Genomic DNA, 18982 nt, shown 5'->3' on the forward strand with positions numbered 1-18982 from the left:
TGACTCTGATATCGACTAGCCCAACCTCATTGCCCCATCTAAGTGTTCTATATCAAAGCATTATCTAAGAGCCATTATCTAAGCCATCCATTTTAGATCCCCACCTAAGCTATCGGTCTTAGAACACTAGCTAAGCCATAGATCTAGCTAAGCCCTATATCTAAGTGTTCTGTAGCATTGGCAAGCGACTTCGACACCCAATAGCCCCATCAGCCAAGCGCCGCCCACTGCGATAGACACAGCCAACGCCCTCTCGTCCTGTGTATATGCTAGCAAAACTACGGTACCTCTTCGCTCAATTAACGTGTGCAAGACCAACACAGGAAGCTCATGCCACAGGCCATTAGAACTGGCCTTAACATCACGATAATGGCTATCTATCAATAACATGACAGTGAGAGCAAATGGATAAATACAATATAAACTCAATAACTTGAGCTATTGAAAGTTTAGGTAGCAGAGTAACCCAGTCGCTTACGCCTTAATGAACTAACTCACCAAAACTAAGTCACCGAAACTAAGTCACCGAAACTAAGTTGATGAGGTTAATGAGTCGCATGACCAGCACTTAGCGATCTATCACCCAATAAAAAACCCCGTATCTACCAAAGTAAAGTACGGGGTTTAGAGATAACGCGACCAGCCATATTTAGGCAGCGACGCTTATCTTAGCGACGAGATTAATCTTGTTTATCTGCGTCTCTGTCCATGTTTTCAGTATTTTCTAACCACAAGGCGTTGATAATACCGAAAGAACACGCCAGCAAAATGCCTAAAATCCAAGCAAAGTACCACATAGTGTCGGCTCCTTAGTAAAGTGACGTCTTGTTATCTTCGATGTAGCTACGACTTAAGCGGCCAAACATCTTCCAGTAAGTCCAAATAGTGTAACTCAGTACTATCGGCACAAAGATAGCGGCGGCCCATGTCATCACGCTTAATGCAAAATGACTTGCAGTCGCATCCCACATAGTTAAGCTCACATTGGGCTCAAGTGATGATGGCATAACAAATGGGAACATAGCAGCGCCACAGGTCAAAATAACCATAGCAACGGCAACAGAGCTGAACAAGAACGCAAAACCTGAGCGGTTAAAACGACTTGCTAACAAGGCCAGTAATGGCATTGCTATCCCCAAGATTGGGAACAACATAGTCACAGGGTACTTATCATAGTTCGCTAACCAGGCTCCGGCCTCAACAGCAACCGTTTTCAAGGTTGGGTTTGACACACCATGGGTATCGAGTGCAGAGGTGATCACATAGCCGTCAATCCCATTGGCTAACCAGACACCAGCAAGAGTAAACAGAACGGCCAATAACAGTGCAAACACTTGAGTGGCTTTCGCAGCGCGAACTCGCAGCTCACCTTCAGTCTTCATCTGCAACCAAGCGGCACCTTGCATCATGAACATTGCTACACTCACCAGACCCGCTAACAAGCCAAATGGGTTAAGCAGACCAAATAAGCCACCATGATAAGTTGCACGTAGGAACTCATCAAAGTTAAAGGGGACACCTTGTAACAAGTTACCAAATGCCACACCAATGATCAGCGGCGGGACAAAGCCACCAGCAAACAATGCCCAGTCCCAGCTCTTACGCCATCTTGGATCTTCAATTTTCGAACGATAATCGAAACCCACCGGACGCATAAACAGGGCAAACAGCACCAACATCATCGCCACATAAAAGCCCGAGAAGGATACCGCGTACACCATAGGCCAAGCGGCAAATAGCGCACCTGCTCCGGTGATTAACCATACTTGGTTACCATCCCAATGGGGGGCAATCGAGTTAATCATGATACGGCGCTCGGTATCATCTTTGCCTATAATAGGCAGTAATGCCCCTACCCCCATATCGAAACCATCGGTGACGGCAAATCCGATGAATAGCACACCAATCAGTGCCCACCAGATAAATCTTAATATCTCATAATCAAACATAATCAGATCTCCGGCTTAAGCATCTAGTTGTTCAAAGTGATAACGACCTGTTTTCAGGCTGCTAGGGCCTTTACGAGCAAACTTAATCATTAAGAACAGCTCGATAACTAACAACACTGAATAGAACAAGGTAATTGAAATGATACTGAACCACAGATCGCTGACATTTAGGCTCGATGCCGACATGAAGGTAGGCAAGACCTCTGAAATGGTCCAAGGCTGACGACCGTACTCGGCGACAAACCAACCACACTCAATCGCGATCCAAGGTAGCGGTAAGCTGTATAGCGCAGCTTTAAGCACCCATGGCTTCTCTTCGATTTGGTGGCGCGTGCTTTGCCAGAAGGCGGCAGCAAACACAAATAGCATGATCACACCAAGACCAACCATTACGCGGAAGCTCCAAAACATCGGCGCGACCGATGGGATAGAATCTTTCGCTGCAGCTTGAATTTGCTCTTCGGTAGCATCAACCACATTGTCAGTGTAACGCTTAAGCAGTAAGCCATAGCCTAAGTCTACTTTAGCCTCTTCAAAAGCGGCTCGCAGCTCAGGGGTTTCGTTACCCGCACGTAACTCCATTAGCATGGTATAGGCTTTCATACCGTTACGAATACGCACTTCGTGTTCGGCAATCAAGTCACGAATACCAGTCACCTCTTCATCGAGAGAGCGCGTTGCAATAATCCCCATCGCATAAGGAATTTTAATCGCATAATCGGTCTGCATGGTTTCTTGATTTGGGAAACCTACAGCAGTAAATGCAGCAGGAGCTGGCTCAGTGTGCCATTCGGCTTCAATCGCAGCTAATTTAACGCGTTGAACTTCGCCGACTTTATAGCCCGATTCGTCGCCTAATACGATAACCGACAAAATAGAGGCCATACCGAAACTCGCTGCAATCGCGAATGAACGACGTGCAAAAGGCAGATCTCGCTTTTTCAAGATGTAGTAAGCACTGATCGACAACACAAACATCGCACCCGCCACATAACCTGACGCCACAGTATGAACAAACTTCACCTGTGCTACAGGGTTAAACACCACCTCGGCAAAGCTCGTCATCTCCATGCGCATGGTTTCATAGTTAAATACACTACCGACTGGGTTTTGCATCCAACCGTTAGCCACTAGAATCCACAAGGCTGACATGTTTGAGCCCAGCGCCACTAACCAAGTAACAGCTAAGTGTTGACGCTTACTAAAACGATCCCAACCAAAGAAGAACATACCGACCAGTGTTGATTCGAGGAAGAACGCCATCAAACCTTCAATCGCCAGCGGTGCGCCAAAAATATCACCCACATAGTGCGAGTAATACGACCAGTTAGTTCCGAATTGGAACTCCATTGCCAACCCGGTGGCAACACCGAGGGCAAAGTTAATACCAAACAGCTTACCCCAGAACTTGGTCATATCTTTATAGATCTGCTTATTGGTCATCACATAAAGTGATTCCATAATGGCTAGCAAGAACGCTAACCCCAAGGTCAAAGGAACAAACAGGAAGTGATACATAGCTGTCAGCGCAAACTGCAAGCGCGAGAGCTCAACAACCTCTTCAACAATCATCGGTGACTCCTTAGGTGGTGCGAACATTATTACGATGAGATCCCCATCCACCGTAAAATGCCTTTTTTAGGAACTTTATTGTTCAAAGTGATTTGTATATGTCGCCATATACCAAACCGCCAAATTTTTACTTTTCAATCAAATTGAATGAAACAGTGTCTCAAAAGACGTTTTCAGCATTAAACTGAGACGTGCCCCACAATACGGTAAATTTTGTGAGCTGCGACTCCCTAAAATTAACAGCGAAACAATTAAATTTAATTTTTTCAGAAACTTACAACAGGGCATCGCAAGTATACCGTAGGTATTTTATACCATTATGAATTGATTCAAATCAATCAATCACGCCAGCAATACTGGGTTTTGCGGCGGACGACACACTTCACCCTCCAACGCCATTGCCAAAATATAAAAAACATGCTAGGCGGCCACCCTTCACAGTAAAAAGTCATTGTTTTAGCAGCCAACCTGCCCATAACGCACAAAACAACCATTTAACAACACTTAACATTTAAAGCATTAATCTCGCTAACCAAAAACATCGAGCTGAAATAAATAAATCTACATTAAAACAGAAGCTTGAGGTAGACACACAGTTTAATAAGTAGTCAGTCACATTTTTATTAATTAGATTTATTAATGATTAATATCAATTTTAATCGTTTGTCCTTAATGAAGGCTATCGTTAATATACTGTCTTGTAGATGAGCCGATTAGGGCACTCCGGTGAAGCCGCCCGGTAAAGCCCAGCTCCACTCACACCATCAACCACTATGTAGAGATATCAAAATGAAAAGCTTATTTGACCGTTTAGTAAACAGCTATAAGCGTATTTTTGTTGAGTTATATAAAGCTAATGCTCGTTAATACGCTGTTTAGCAAGAGTTTTAGTTAGAGTTTTGTTAGCGCAGAACCGCCATCATCTCGGTAACGGGGTGGTGGCGCTTTCATATCTAGAGCCTAATTTGCCATAATCACATTACAGTTTAGCACTTACTGATATACCTACTGAAAGTTAATCGCCGCGGTTTAAAAAATACCGCATAACCCTAAGTTTAAGTATATAAAGATAAAAATAGCGGATAGATAAGCTTTTATCGCTGTTTAGCACAAGATGATATAACTGCTAACCTATAACTCTATGTATTAATTGTCATTTATGTTTGCAGCGAATGATAAATAAAAAAAGGCCTCGAAATTTCGAGGCCTTTTTTGTCACTAAACAAGCACTAACAGTTCATGTTAACCTAATTTAGCTCTGGCATTTCTAAACATTCTCATCCAAGGGCTATCTTCACCCCATTCATCAGGATGCCATGAATTTGCCACGGTTCTAAACACTCGCTCAGGGTGTGGCATCATGATAGTTACGCGGCCATCAGTGCTACAGATCCCTGTTAAGGCGTTAGGAGACCCATTGGGGTTTTCTGGATACTGAGTGGCAATCTGCCCATGGCCGTCAACAAAACGTAGGGCGATGGTACCAGAAGCTTCCGCTGCAGCTAGGGCAGCAGGCGAAGCAAACTCGGCGCGACCTTCTCCATGGGATACGGCAATCGGCATACGCGATCCTTGCATCCCCTCAAAGAACAACGACGGGCTCTGCTGCACTTCAACCAAACTAAAGCGAGCTTCAAAACGCTCAGAACGGTTACGCACAAAGTGCGGCCAGTGCTCAGTGCCCGGGATAATATCTTTTAAGTTAGATAACATCTGACAACCGTTACAGACGCCAAGTGCAAAGCTATCTTGACGCTCAAAGAAACGGCTAAACTGCTCACGCGCGCGGGCATTAAACAGAATCGATTTAGCCCAACCTTCACCTGCGCCCAATACGTCACCGTATGAGAAGCCACCACAAGCCGCTAGGCCTTGGAACTCTTCAAGGCCAATTCGACCTGACAAGATATCCGACATATGCACGTCACGGCTTTCGAAACCGGCTCTATCAAACGCGGCCGCCATCTCTAGGTGTGAGTTAACGCCCTGCTCACGCAAGATCGCCATCTTAGGCGCAGCGCCTTTAAGAATATAAGGTGCTGCGATATCTTCGCTTGGATTAAAGGTCAGATCCACGGTCAAACCCGGAGCATCGGCCACTTGCTTAAGCTCGAACTCTTCTAGGGCGCATTCAGGGTTGTCACGCAAAGCTTGCATGCGATAGGTGGTTTCAGCCCAGATAGTTCTCAGCTCGGTGCGCGACTCACGTAATACTTCACTCGCGCCGTCACAAATAACAATATCATCACCAGCCACAGGTTTAGCGACGCTGACACACGCCACGCCAGCAGCCTGATACTGCGCCTTAATGGCACTGGCATCAGATGCACTCACTTGAATAACGGCGCCCAGCTCTTCGTTAAACAAGCGCTCAACGTGAGTTCCGCTCAAGGCCTCAAGATTAACCTCAAGTCCAGTATTACCCGCAAACGCCATCTCGACTAAGGTCGTCAATAACCCACCATCACTGCGGTCGTGATAGGCAATAATCGCTTTTTCTGCAACCAGTTTTTGGGTCACTTCGAAGAAACCACGCAGCAGCGCAGCATCATTGAGATCCGGCGCCACATCACCAAGCTGGCTATAGACTTGCGCTAAGCAAGATCCACCCAGACGCTGATTTCCGGCACTCAAATCCACCAGCAGTAACTCGGTCTCACCTTTATCGCTGCGCAGTTCAGGCGTTACCGTGTTACGAATATCTTGTACGACACCAAAGGCGGTGATCACCAGTGACATCGGCGAGGTTACCGCTTTATCGACGCCATCATCTTGCCAAGCGGTCTTCATCGACATAGAGTCTTTGCCGACCGGAATGGTTAAATCAAGCTCAGGACACAGCTGCTCACCCACGGCCTTAACCGCTTCGTAAAGGCCTGCATCCTCACCAGGATGACCGGCAGCCGACATCCAGTTAGCCGACAGTTTAATGCGCTTGAACGAGCCAATATCGGTACCGGCAATGTTCATAATAGACTCGGCCACAGCCATGCGAGCCGAAGCGCCAAAGTCTAATAAGGCCAGCGGCGTGCGCTCACCAATCGACATGGCTTCACCGGCGTAAGTGTCGAAACTCGACGCTGTCACCGCACAATCAGCCACGGGTACCTGCCAAGGCCCCACCATCTGATCGCGATTCACTAAACCAGTAACAGTGCGGTCGCCTATGGTAATAAGGAAGGTTTTTTCCGCCACAGTGGGTAAACGTAGTACACGTTGCACCGCCTCTTTCAAATCGATAGCGCCCTGATCTAACGCTGGAGACTGCGCTTTTTGTGATACCACATCACGGCTCATTTTAGGCGCTTTACCTAGCAATACATCTAAAGGTAAGTCGATAGGCATATTGTCAAAGTGGCTGTCAGACAGCGATAAATGCCGCTCCTGTGTCGCCTCACCGACCACGGCAAATGGCGCGCGTTCACGCTCACAAATCGCGGTAAATACCGCTAGATTTTCGGGCGCAACTGACATCACATAACGCTCTTGCGACTCGTTGCACCAGATCTCTAATGGGCTCATGCCGGGTTCATCAGATGGCACATTACGCAGTTCAAATTTACCGCCGCGCTCACCATCGTTAACTAGCTCAGGGAAAGCGTTAGATAAACCACCAGCGCCGACATCGTGAATAAACTGAATCGGATTGTCATCACCCATCTGCCAGCAGCGATCGATCACCTCTTGGCAACGACGCTCCATCTCTGGGTTTTCACGCTGCACAGAAGCAAAGTCTAAGTCTTCGCTAGACTGACCCGAGGCCATAGATGATGCCGCGCCGCCGCCCAAACCGATATTCATCGCTGGGCCACCTAACACAATCAGCTTGGCGCCAACGGTTATTTCACCTTTTTGTACATGTTCTTCGCGGATATTACCCAAACCACCCGCCAGCATAATGGGCTTATGGTAACCACGCACCTCAACACCATTATGGCTAGAGACTTGCTGTTCATAGGTGCGGAAGTAACCCACTAATGCCGGGCGACCGAATTCGTTATTGAAGGCCGCGCCACCTAATGGGCCTTCGGTCATGATATCGAGCGCGGTGACGATGCGATCTGGCTTACCATAATCACCTTCCCAAGGTTGCACGAAACCTGGGATCTTAAGGTTAGAAACACTAAAACCGGTTAAGCCCGCTTTAGGCTTAGAGCCGCGGCCAGTGGCACCTTCGTCACGAATTTCACCGCCCGAGCCAGTTGCCGCACCTGGGTATGGACTAATCGCCGTGGGGTGATTGTGGGTTTCCACCTTCATCAACACATGCATAGGTTCTGTATGGTAGGCATACACCCCATTTTGCTCAGGGAAGAAACGCCCAGCCACCGAACCTTCCATCACGGCGGCGTTATCTTTATAGGCGGACAACACATGTTCAGGCGTCTTTTCGAAGGTGTTTTTAATCATTTTGAACAGCGATTTAGGCTGAACTTCGCCGTCGATAGTCCAATCGGCATTAAAGATTTTATGTCGGCAGTGCTCAGAGTTCGCTTGTGCAAACATCATCAGCTCAACGTCATTTGGATTACGATTAAGACGGACAAAGTTGTCGACTAAGTAATCTATCTCATCGGCCGCTAGCGCGAGCCCTAGCTCGATATTGGCTTGCTCGAGCGCGCGTTTTCCCTCACCGAGAATATTCACACTGGTGACTTTGGCAGGCGCGGTGCGGGCAAACAAGCTAGCTGCTTGCTCAAAATCAGTGAGCATCACTTCGACCATGCGGTCATGTAATAGTTGGTTTAACTGCTTTTGCTGCTCATCGTTAAGGTTATCGCCTTGGACGTAATAGGCTATACCACGCTCTAAACGTTTAACTTTGTGTAAACCACAATTGTGTGCGATGTCTGTGGCTTTTGATGACCATGGAGAGATGGTGCCTGGACGGGGAGTAACAAAGTAGAGGGTACCTTGTGGAGCGTGTGCTTCGATAGCGGGTCCATAGGTCAGTAACTTGGCTAGCTGTTGGGTTTCGCTAGCATCTAGCGTAGCGGTTAAATCGGCTAAATGTACAAACTCGGCGTAGATATTGTTAATGGGCAAAGCTGCATTATCACAAGCTTCCATTAATTTTTGCACTCTAAACGCTGATAATGCAGGGGCTCCGCGGATGATCTCCATCACGTCTTTTCACCTTATTAATTATAATTGCAGGGTCAGATCTGGCGCTATTATAGGGAAATACGGTGCACAAATCATCAGGCTTATAGCGTCAAAAGCCTGTTTCATTAAGTTTATTAGCCCTGTAATGCGAAAACTGCATTACGTGATAAAAAAACTGACTTGAAAATAGAAAATATCACCATACTTAGGGGGGGGGAATAGGGCAATATGCCGGCAGTAAAATAATGCACCACCATTGGAGAGTGAACTGGAATCACCCAATTAATCAGCCATATACCAGTAAAAACTTGGCTGTTATTGAGTTTTATATCCTTATGATATAATTAGCACCCTGTTCGCTTTCAAACATATGATTACCGCGTATTGCAATGCTGTTATACCAGTCATTACGCAGTAACAAGGGCAATTGAGGGCGCTTCTCAATAGGCTTATTGCTCAGTGACGCGCAGTGGGTTTATTCATTGGCACTATCACACTGACATCACAGCGCTTCACAAGATTTGACCTAGCACTCGACCCATTGAGATTGACGACATACCATCTCAACCAATAAACAGGCTCTAGGGATAATCCTATGACAAACAACATGATTTACGGGGGACATTAATGCGACATCTTTTGTTGATTCTTTGCTGCTTGCTATTACTGACTGCCTGTCAGCCAAGCGCTGTGGACGCAACAAAAGTGACTACGCCAGTGGAAGTAAAAACCCAACTCAATGTTGGCACCCTTTATGGCGCGCAGGTCTATGTGACCACGGGCCAAGGCACCGCAGGCTTTGATTACGAGATGGCTGAGCGCTTTGCCGAGCACTTAGGCTTAACCCTTAATATGCGACCTTACGCAACCATTGCCGAACTCTATGATGCATTGCAACAAGGAGAGGTGGATCTCATTGCGGCCGGTTTGAGCGATACTCAGCAGCGCCGCGAGCGCTTTAGGATCGGACCGCCGCTGTATTATGTCAATCAAGTTTTGGTGTTTAAACAAGGGGAAAGGTACCCAGCGGATATCAGTCAGCTTGATGACAATATCAATGTGATTGCCGATTCATCGTTTATTGAAACCTTAGCCAACTTACAAAAACTCTACCCCGAGTTGATCTGGAATCAACATAACGATAAGGACAGCGAAGAGCTGTTGGCTATGATAGCTCGCGATGAAATTCGCTACACGATTGCCGACTCGACAACGTTCGAGATCAATCGTCGCTATATGCCAGAACTCAGGGCTGGCCCTGTGCTGCTGGAGGAGCAAGCCGTCGTCTGGCTGCTGCCGCCCAATAATAGTGATCGGCTAATGAGCCAGCTGTTGAGCTTTTGGCATGAACAACAACGCCTTGGCACCCTAGATCATTTAAATGAAAAGTATTTTGCGCACGTTAAACGATTCGATTATGTCGATACCCGCGCTTTTTTACGCGCCATCGACACAAAATTGCCTAAGTACCAGAAACAATTTCAACAATACGCAGGCAATATCGATTGGCGTAAACTGGCAGCAACGGCTTACCAAGAGTCGCACTGGAATCCCAATGCTCGCTCTCCTACAGGCGTGCGCGGGTTAATGATGCTTACCCTGCCGACGGCTAAACAGGTTGGGATCAGCAATCGCTTAGACCCAGAGCAAAGTATTAAAGGCGGCGCTAAATACCTTAACGATATTCTGGAGCGACTCCCCGAGTCTATACCGGAAAATCAACGTATGTGGTTTGCCCTTGCCTCTTATAATATTGGCTATGGGCATGTGGAGGATGCACGTAAATTAGCCGAGTCAATGGGGCTCAATCCCAGTGCTTGGCGCGATGTGAAACAAGTGCTTCCCTTGTTGCAAAAACGCAAATATTATAAGCAGACACGCTATGGTTATGCTCGTGGTAGCGAGGCTGTCCATTATGTTGATAATATCCGTCGTTACTATGATACGTTGGTGTGGATAGACAATCAGAACCAGCAACTCCAAGATAGCTTTGAGGATAATCTTCAGCAGACAGCCGACAAGACCGAGGTCGAAACAGAGCCCGAGCCCCCCCAAAGCTTAGGTGCCGCTCCAGCGCAATAAGTAAGGGTCATAATGCTGTCATAAAAGCGTGTCATCATCGGCAGCAAAGGCTGCGTTCAGCATCAAAAGGAGCTTAACGGTGAAAAGAAAATCTCTAAATAACTTAACGTCTCGACGTCGAACACAGATAAAAGTTAAACATCAAAAAACGCTCAATCGTCAAAAGAAGTTTTTTACTTTTATCAGACAAAACAGCGAAACCTGTATCGATTAACACCAACAAGGGCTTACTCAGTAAGCCCTTGTTGTTTTACAGCCTGCTTTATCGCCTTCTTCTCTTGTCTGCGACGACGAAAAAAAGCACTCAACTGGGTCGCGCATTCATCGGCTAACACCCCAGAGGTGACCTCCAACTGATGATTAAACGCACTAAAACGCAGTAAATCCAACACGCTACCCGCTGCCCCAGTTTTAGGATCGGCCGCGCCAAATACCACACGCGACACCCTGGCATGCACCATCGCCGCGGCGCACATGGCACAAGGCTCTAACGTCACATACAAAGTAGTATCGAGCAAACGGTAATTTTCAATCACCTGACCCGCAGCGCGAATGCACAGCATTTCTGCATGGGCGCTGGCATCATGCTGACCGATATTAAGATTAAACCCTTCTGCAAGGATCTTGCCCTCTTTCACCAACAGCGCCCCCACTGGCACCTCCCCCGCCGCTTCGGCCTTTGCGGCTAACGCCAGCGCATGGCGCATAAACTGAATATCTTGCTCTTGTTGCTCGTTTTTCACTATCTGAGACAAGTGACGTTCTCCCCAAACACAGCCCAATGCCAATAGTTTATCCCAAAGTGACACATGATGGTTGCAGCTTATTATCTGCAAGCCAATTAACTCACGTTAATCGCCATCACATTGACATAAATTCCTAATCGATACGCTAGATAATCAACGAGGTGAGCATCGGCGACCGCTAACCACGCCGATACAGATTGACCACACGGCGCCCATAAAAAAAGGGGCATATTGCTATGCCCCTCTGTTTAGTTGAGTGCTAGGAGATTATTCCCACTCAATCGTCGCAGGTGGCTTACCAGAAATATCATAAACCACACGAGAAATACCGTCGATTTCGTTGATAATGCGGTTTGATACGCGACCTAAGAAATCATAAGGTAGGTGCGCCCAATGTGCTGTCATAAAGTCGATAGTCTCAACCGCACGTAGCGATACCACCCAATCATATTTACGGCCATCACCCATAACGCCCACAGAACGTACCGGTAAGAATACGGTAAAGGCTTGGCTGACTTTGTTGTATAGGTCGGCTTTATGCAACTCTTCGATGAAAATCGCATCGGCGCGGCGCAACAGGTCACAGTACTCTTTTTTCACTTCGCCCAGTACACGTACACCAAGACCTGGGCCTGGGAACGGATGACGATACAACATGTTGTAAGGTAGGCCTAATTCGAGACCAATCTTACGTACTTCATCTTTAAACAGCTCACGTAGCGGTTCAACTAAGCCTAGCTCCATATCATCAGGCAAACCGCCAACGTTATGGTGCGACTTAATCACATGTGCCTTACCGGTTGCACTACCGGCTGATTCAATCACATCAGGATAGATGGTGCCTTGTGCTAACCACTTAGCGTTAGAGCATTTTTTCGACTCTTCATCGAAAATATCGACAAACACTTTACCGATAATTTTACGCTTAGCTTCTGGCTCAGCTTCGCTGGCAAGGGCGTCAAGGAAGCGGTTTTCAGCATCGACATGCACGATATTGAGCCCGAAGTGGTCGCCAAACATCTCGAGTACCTGTTCAGCTTCGTTCAAACGCAACAGGCCGTTATCCACAAATACACAGGTCAACTTTTTGCCAATTGCGCGGTGCAGCAACATCGCCACAACAGACGAGTCAACACCACCAGAGAGACCTAAGATCACTTCATCGTCGCCAATCTGCTGCTTTAAGCGCTCAACCGCGTCTTCAATAATTGATGACGGTTTCCAGTTGGCTTCACACTGACAAATCTCCAGTGCGAAATGCTCTAGCATGCGCTTACCTTGGCGAGTGTGCGTCACTTCAGGGTGGAACTGCACTCCATAAAATTGCTTGTCCTCATTCGCCATGGCAGCAAATGGACAGGTATCGGTTTTAGCGACTGTGACAAAACCCTCTGGGATTTCAGATACTTTGTCACCATGACTCATCCAAACATCCAGCAGAGCCTTACCAGTATCGCTCACCGCATCTTCGATGCTCTTAAAGAGGTTAGATGGGTTTTGTACCTCGATTTGGGCATAACCAAATTCACCTTCGCCTATGCCTTTAATCACTTTACCACCCAGCTGCTCAGACATGGTTTGCATACCATAGCAAATGCCTAATACCGGCACGCCAGCATTAAACACATATTCAGGCGCTCGTGGTGAGTTAGCTTCGGTGACACTTTCTGGGCCACCCGCCAGGATAATACCGTTAGGGGCAAACTCTTTGATTTGTGCCTCAGACACATCCCAAGCCCAAAGTTCACAATAAACACCGATCTCACGAATACGGCGGGCAATCAATTGAGTGTACTGAGATCCAAAATCTAAAATGAGGATCTTATGATCATGAATATTGCTCATGGTTTACCTTATATCTTTTAAATTTATCGCTTGGCCGAAAAACATCTCGGCAGATCAAATGAACCACCGGCAGAGCATATTGATGCCCTGCCTGAATGCATTTTTTATGAACCACTACGGTAGTTAGGCGCTTCTTTGCTGATGGTCACATCGTGCACATGGGACTCGCCCATACCTGCTGAAGTCACTTTAACAAATTCGGCTTTTTCGCTGAGCTCTTTAATGGTTGGACAACCGGTGAGGCCCATGCATGAACGCAAGCCACCCATGTGTTGATGGATGATCTCTTTCAGCTTACCTTTGTAAGGTACGCGACCTTCAATTCCCTCGGGTACCAGCTTATCAGCGGCGTTGTCGCTTTGGAAATAACGGTCTGATGAACCTTGTGTCATGGCGCCAAGAGAGCCCATTCCACGATATGACTTGTACGCACGGCCATTATAAAGTTCGGTTTCACCCGGCGCTTCTTCGGTACCGGCAAACATAGAGCCGGCCATGATGCATGATGCGCCAGCGGCTAAGGCTTTGGCTAAGTCGCCAGAGAAACGAATACCACCATCGGCGATCACAGGAATATCTAAATGCTTAACGGCAGCGGCAGCATCAGATACGGCGGTAATTTGCGGCACACCCACGCCAGTGACGATACGTGTGGTGCAGATAGAGCCTGGACCAATACCGACTTTAACGGCGTTAACACCAGCATCAACCAAGGCCAATGCACCTTCGGCTGTCGCCACATTGCCACCAACAATCTGCAGCTCTGGGTATTTGGCTCGGGTATCACGAATACGTTGTAAAACCCCTTCTGAATGACCATGAGACGAGTCAATCAAGAGTACATCGATACCGGCTTTAACCAGCGCATCGACACGCTCTTCATTACCAGGGCCTGCACCTACCGCTGCGCCCACACGTAAACGACCAAACTCATCCTTACAGGCATTGGGTTTACGCTCGGCTTTTTGGAAGTCTTTAACCGTGATCAGGCCTTTCAGTCTAAATTCACTGTCGACCACTAACACTTTCTCAACACGGTGAGCATGCATCAGTTTTTGCACTTCATCGAGCTTAGTGCCTTCAGGAACTGTCACTAAGCGTTCTTTAGGAGTCATCACCTTATCAACGGTGCGGCTCCAGTCTGTGATAAAACGAACGTCACGGCCGGTGATAATACCCACTAACTCGTGCGCATCATTCACCACAGGGTAACCCGCAAAGCCATTCTTTTCGGTTAACACTTTAAGCTGCTCAAGTGTCGTTGTTGGCGTAACCGTCACAGGTTGCTGAACAATACCGGCCTCATAAATCTTAACTTGACGAACTTGCTCGGCTTGCTGTTCGATACTCATATTTTTATGAATAAAGCCCAAACCACCTTCCTGTGCCATCGCAATCGCAAGACGCGCTTCAGTCACGGTATCCATGGCTGCAGAGACTATCGGCACATTAAGTTCAATTTTTTGAGTTAAGCGAGTTTTTAGAATAGCTGTATTAGGGAGTACAGTAGAGTGCGCTGGCACCAGTAGAACATCATCAAAGGTTAGCGCTTCTTTTTTCAATCGTAGCATGGCAACATCTCCCCACGTGGGTTAAATAAGAGGTAAAATATTGCGGCGAGATTATACCTTGCATATTGACCTTGGTAAATGGAAAATAGCAAAAAAGTCGCTTTAGAATGAAAATGCCCATGAAAATGCCGAAAAATAATGTTTACACAGTTTCACGCCTCAACGGTGAAGTGCGGCAACTCCTCGAAGGTGAACTAGGCAAGATATGGCTCGAAGCCGAAATATCTAACTTTTCAGCCCCCAGCTCAGGCCATTGGTATTTAACCTTAAAAGACAATCAGGCGCAGATCCGCTCGGCGATGTTCAAGGGTAAAAACCGCAGCGTCACCTTTCGCCCAGCCAATGGCCAACAAGTGCTGGTCAAAGGCGCCATTAGCGTTTACGAGCCTAGAGGCGACTACCAACTTATTATTGACTCTATGCTTCCTGCCGGCGATGGCTTATTAGCCCAGCAGTATGAAGCATTAAAAATGAAACTGGCTGGCGAAGGACTATTTGCCCTGGACACCAAGCGCCCCCTCCCCAGCTACATTCAGCGCATTGGGGTTATCACCTCACCGACAGGCGCCGCCATAAGGGATGTGCTGCATGTGTTAAAGCGCCGCGATCCGTCCATTGAGGTGATCATCTATCCCAGTGCCGTACAAGGTGAACACGCCGATAAGTCACTGTGCCATGCCATTATGCAGGCCAACGATCATAATGAAGTTGATGTCCTACTGCTGACTCGCGGCGGTGGCTCATTAGAAGATCTCTGGTGTTTTAACAGCGAAGCCTTAGCTCATACCATCTACAATAGTGCCCTGCCCATCGTCTCCGCCGTGGGTCATGAGGTGGACACCACCATTAGCGACTTTGTTGCCGACCTACGAGCACCGACCCCCTCTGCGGCCGCAGAGTTACTGTCAAATGATGCCATAAGTAAAAGCGACAAACTCAACGTCGCCATGAATCGTCTGCGCCAAGGCTGGCAACATTACCGCTTAACCCAGCAGCAACGCTTTAACCAGTTAGAACACAAGTTACATCGCCAAGATCCTAAGCGGCGCTTGCAGCAGTATGAACAACGTTTCGATGAGATGCAGCTAAGGCTCGAGTCTGCCATCAATGCTAGGCTCACAAGCTTCACAATGCACAGCCAAGGGTTGGCCCACCGTTTGGCTCAGCAGTCGCCCCACAACCGCTTACAACTAGAGCAGAGCCGCTTGAATTATCTCAATCAAAAGCTCAATAAAGCACTGCGCACTCAGCTTAGTGATGCCAATAAAGCCCTCGCCTATGCCGCCCATCAGCTTGAGACCGTCAGCCCACTGGCCACGTTAAGCCGCGGCTACAGTATTACCCTTGATGCAAAAGGAGGCGTGGTGCACAAGGTGGCCGATGTGAATGCTGGCGATAGGCTAACCACTAAGCTTATTGATGGTGAAGTACACTCGACTGTGGTGTAGTTGACGATATCACTGACCTTCACGTTCACCTTTAACCTGTGCAATGGCTTGCGGTATGTCTTACAGGTATTTTGATGGGTCGATATGAGTCTGAAATAACACATAAGAGTTATTTCAGACATTTACAGGTGAAGCCGTCTTGATGGTACCAGAGCAAGGTTATAGCATTGCTGATGCGGCAAAGTCACTTGAAGTTGGCACAAGTCTGTTTTAAAAGAGACAAGAAAAACACTAAGCCTTGCAACAAGGTGTCACCTAAGAAGGCCTGAGCGTGATGAACTACATCGATGAAATCGAGAAAACACCCCATTGCCCATAGAGAAAGACTAAAAAGGTAAGTGAAGATTTGCACTTACCAGCCTGTCAGGTCGGTAGCATCTAGGGATGCATTATCGCTTTCACGCAAAGCCGCTTAACATGCATCAAATTACATTATAACGGTATCTGCATACTGTACGAGACATTAACTCCATTGTTAACTTGCCAAGTGATACCGAATTTATTATGAAAAATTCCTGTCATAACGAGGAGTGAGGCAAATTTCACTTAAAAAATGGCAACGTACCTAAGTAATCGCTACCATTTTAATGCGGGCTTAATTCACTCCCCGCGGGACGGATACGCTATATGCTTTTATAAAATAAGGGGTTTTTCTTATCGATAGTAAAACCTAAATATCGAACATCAAGTGGCCTGGAGCAAGAAATGGCCAGCGTAAAATAATAGGCTCTCCCCTCACACCATCGGCAAAAAAATACCCAACTTGGGGCGTTGCATAAACCTCATCGCCACGGCTAAATGATTGCTCATTTAAAACTTGATGAGTCAATTTCGCTTCCCATAATTCGGTTGTATCCCAGCCAATAGGTGATAACTCCACCCGAACTTCAGCGCCCACAGGATTAATCGCCACCACCTTACAAGGCAGCGAGGCTTGGCTATTGGCTTTTTTCGATAAACTCAATTCATGGCTACGCACATAGAGATAACCATTTTTTTGAGTCGTTTCAGCCACCGGAGGCAGAATAAAGGCGTTGCCATTTTGCCAGTGTTTATTATTCCAATTAGCCTTAAATTGATTAACGTTACCAAAAAAATCAAACACAAAGCGGCTATTAGGGTGGGCATAAAGCTCTACAGGAGAATCCACCTGCTCTATTTTTCCGTTACTCATTACAACCACGCGATCAGAAAGCTCTAATGCTTCATCCTGATCGTGAGTCACAAATACGCTGGTAAAGCCTAATTCATCATGTAGATTACGCAGCCAACGGCGCAAATCTTTACGCACTTTAGCATCCAATGCGCCAAATGGCTCATCGAGCAATAATACTTCTGGTTTAGTTGCCAAAGCACGAGCTAACGCGATACGTTGCTTTTGACCACCTGAAAGCTGCTCTGGATAACGTGCCGCAAGATGACCAAGTTGTACGATCTCTAATAATTGTTTAACACGTTTACTCATTTCAGCGGGGCTGGGACGCAATGCACGCTCCATCACTTGCAAACCAAACGCGACATTATCTGCCACCGTCATATGACGGAATAATGCATAGTTTTGAAATACAAATCCCACACGACGTTCGCGCACATGAACATTAGTCACGTCATGATCACCGAAGTGAATGGTCCCCGTATTGGCATTCTCTAATCCAGCGATAATACGTAATAGCGTGGTTTTACCTGAGCCTGAAGGGCCTAGAAGACCTATCATTTCACCATTGTTGATATCTAAAGAGAGCGGTGAAAGCGCTTCAAATTTACCAAATTGCTTGGAAATATTATCTAAACGGATACTCATAATTCACCTTGTTGATCTTGTTCATTGATATGATTTCGTTCTTGTCGCCATTCAACAAAGGCTTTCAAAATCAGGGTTAATAAGGCGATAAACGCCAATAATGATGCGCTAGCAAAGGCTGCTTCAGATTGATAATCCTCATACAACAACTGAACATGTAAGGGTAAGGTATTGGTTTCACCTCGGATATTTCCAGACACTACGGCAACGGCGCCAAATTCACCCACAGCTCGAGCATTAGTTAAAATGACGCCGTAAATCAAAGCCCATTTGATATTTGGCAGGGTTACGCGGCGAAACAGTTGCCACCATGAAGCGCCAAGAATAACGGCGGCTTCTTCATCAGAGCGACCTTGCTGCTGCATGAGTGGAATAAGTTCTCTCGCCACAAACGGACAGGTCACAAATACCGTCACTAACACGATACCAGGCCAAGCAAACATGACTTGTAGATCATGTTCATATAACCACTCCCCTATCCAGCCATTGCTTCCATACAACAGCAGATACAAAAGGCCAGCAACAACAGGTGATACAGCAAAGGGGATATCAATTAACGTGATCAAAAATTTACGGCCAATAAACTCAAACCGAGTCACAGCCCACGCAAGCATTACCCCGAAAACTAGATTAACCGGTACTGTCAGCAATGCCACGATAAGAGTGAGCCCGATCGCATGCAGGGTATCGGGTTCGCTCAAGTTGTCAAAATAAGTGGCGAGCCCACTCGCAAAAGCTTGTTGAAAAATACTTAATAGCGGAATAATCAAAAGAATCGTGACAAAAAACAATGCTATTGAAATTAAGCTCCATTTGACTAACGGCTGCTCACCAACCCGTGACGGTGTCGACATCATATCCC

11 protein-coding genes and 2 pseudogenes are annotated in these 18982 nt (G+C 46.9%); 3 read left to right on the forward strand and 10 right to left on the reverse strand.

Annotated features, from left to right (window positions below; genetic code table 11):
- Nucleotides 1-680: 680 nt before the first annotated feature.
- The 4 genes from cydX to purL form a co-directional block, all read right to left on the reverse strand.
- Nucleotides 681-797 carry a cytochrome bd-I oxidase subunit CydX gene (gene cydX / locus DN599_RS04465; RefSeq protein WP_110456419.1) on the reverse strand — a complete coding sequence of 39 codons (117 nt, stop codon included), beginning with the start codon at nt 795-797 and terminating at the stop codon, nt 681-683.
- A 12-nt stretch (nt 798-809) separates the two neighbouring features.
- Nucleotides 810-1949 (reverse strand): cytochrome d ubiquinol oxidase subunit II, encoded by a 1140-nt coding sequence (gene cydB / locus DN599_RS04470; RefSeq protein WP_110456420.1) that lies wholly within the window; start codon nt 1947-1949, stop codon nt 810-812.
- Between the two features lie 15 nt (nt 1950-1964).
- Nucleotides 1965-3521 (reverse strand): cytochrome ubiquinol oxidase subunit I, encoded by a 1557-nt coding sequence (locus DN599_RS04475; RefSeq protein ID WP_110456421.1) that lies wholly within the window; start codon nt 3519-3521, stop codon nt 1965-1967.
- A 1242-nt stretch (nt 3522-4763) separates the two neighbouring features.
- Nucleotides 4764-8645: a phosphoribosylformylglycinamidine synthase gene (gene purL, locus DN599_RS04480; RefSeq protein WP_110456422.1), complete on the reverse strand. Its 3882-nt coding sequence runs from the start codon at nt 8643-8645 to the stop codon at nt 4764-4766.
- A gap of 609 nt (nt 8646-9254) precedes the next feature.
- On the opposite strand from purL, the pseudogene mltF reads away from it, so the two are divergent.
- A pseudogene (mltF, locus tag DN599_RS04485) lies at nt 9255-10689 on the forward strand (membrane-bound lytic murein transglycosylase MltF).
- A 247-nt stretch (nt 10690-10936) separates the two neighbouring features.
- Here mltF and tadA read toward each other — a convergent pair.
- The 4 genes from tadA to guaB form a co-directional block, all read right to left on the reverse strand.
- Complete coding sequence (gene tadA / locus DN599_RS04490) at nt 10937-11464, reverse strand: tRNA adenosine(34) deaminase TadA (RefSeq protein WP_110456424.1); 528 nt, start codon at nt 11462-11464, stop codon at nt 10937-10939.
- Between the two features lie 86 nt (nt 11465-11550).
- A complete protein-coding gene (locus DN599_RS19050) occupies nt 11551-11685 on the reverse strand; it encodes a hypothetical protein (protein WP_259650880.1) in 135 nt (44 codons plus the stop codon).
- 37 nt (nt 11686-11722) lie between these two features.
- A complete protein-coding gene (gene guaA, locus DN599_RS04495; protein ID WP_110456425.1) occupies nt 11723-13300 on the reverse strand; it encodes a glutamine-hydrolyzing GMP synthase in 1578 nt (525 codons plus the stop codon).
- Between the two features lie 104 nt (nt 13301-13404).
- A complete protein-coding gene (guaB, locus tag DN599_RS04500) occupies nt 13405-14871 on the reverse strand; it encodes an IMP dehydrogenase (protein ID WP_110456426.1) in 1467 nt (488 codons plus the stop codon).
- Between the two features lie 119 nt (nt 14872-14990).
- Between guaB and xseA the strand changes: the two genes are divergently transcribed.
- Both xseA and DN599_RS18840 read left to right on the forward strand, forming a co-directional pair.
- Entirely contained in the window at nt 14991-16319 is a 1329-nt protein-coding gene (gene xseA / locus DN599_RS04505; RefSeq protein ID WP_110456427.1) for an exodeoxyribonuclease VII large subunit, read from the forward strand.
- A 74-nt stretch (nt 16320-16393) separates the two neighbouring features.
- Nucleotides 16394-16607, forward strand: a pseudogene (locus tag DN599_RS18840) (hypothetical protein); the annotation flags it as partial.
- A 382-nt stretch (nt 16608-16989) separates the two neighbouring features.
- On the opposite strand, the gene DN599_RS04510 reads toward DN599_RS18840, so the two are convergent.
- Together DN599_RS04510 and cysW are read right to left on the reverse strand one after the other, a co-directional pair.
- A complete protein-coding gene (locus DN599_RS04510; protein WP_110456428.1) occupies nt 16990-18120 on the reverse strand; it encodes a sulfate/molybdate ABC transporter ATP-binding protein in 1131 nt (376 codons plus the stop codon).
- Nucleotides 18117-18977: a sulfate ABC transporter permease subunit CysW gene (cysW, locus tag DN599_RS04515; RefSeq protein ID WP_110456429.1), complete on the reverse strand. Its 861-nt coding sequence runs from the start codon at nt 18975-18977 to the stop codon at nt 18117-18119. Before cysW ends, DN599_RS04510 begins: the two co-directional genes overlap by 4 nt.
- Between the last annotated feature and the right edge of the window lie 5 nt (nt 18978-18982).

The organism is Shewanella algidipiscicola (assembly GCF_900380485.1).
Classification (GTDB): domain Bacteria; phylum Pseudomonadota; class Gammaproteobacteria; order Enterobacterales; family Shewanellaceae; genus Shewanella; species Shewanella algidipiscicola.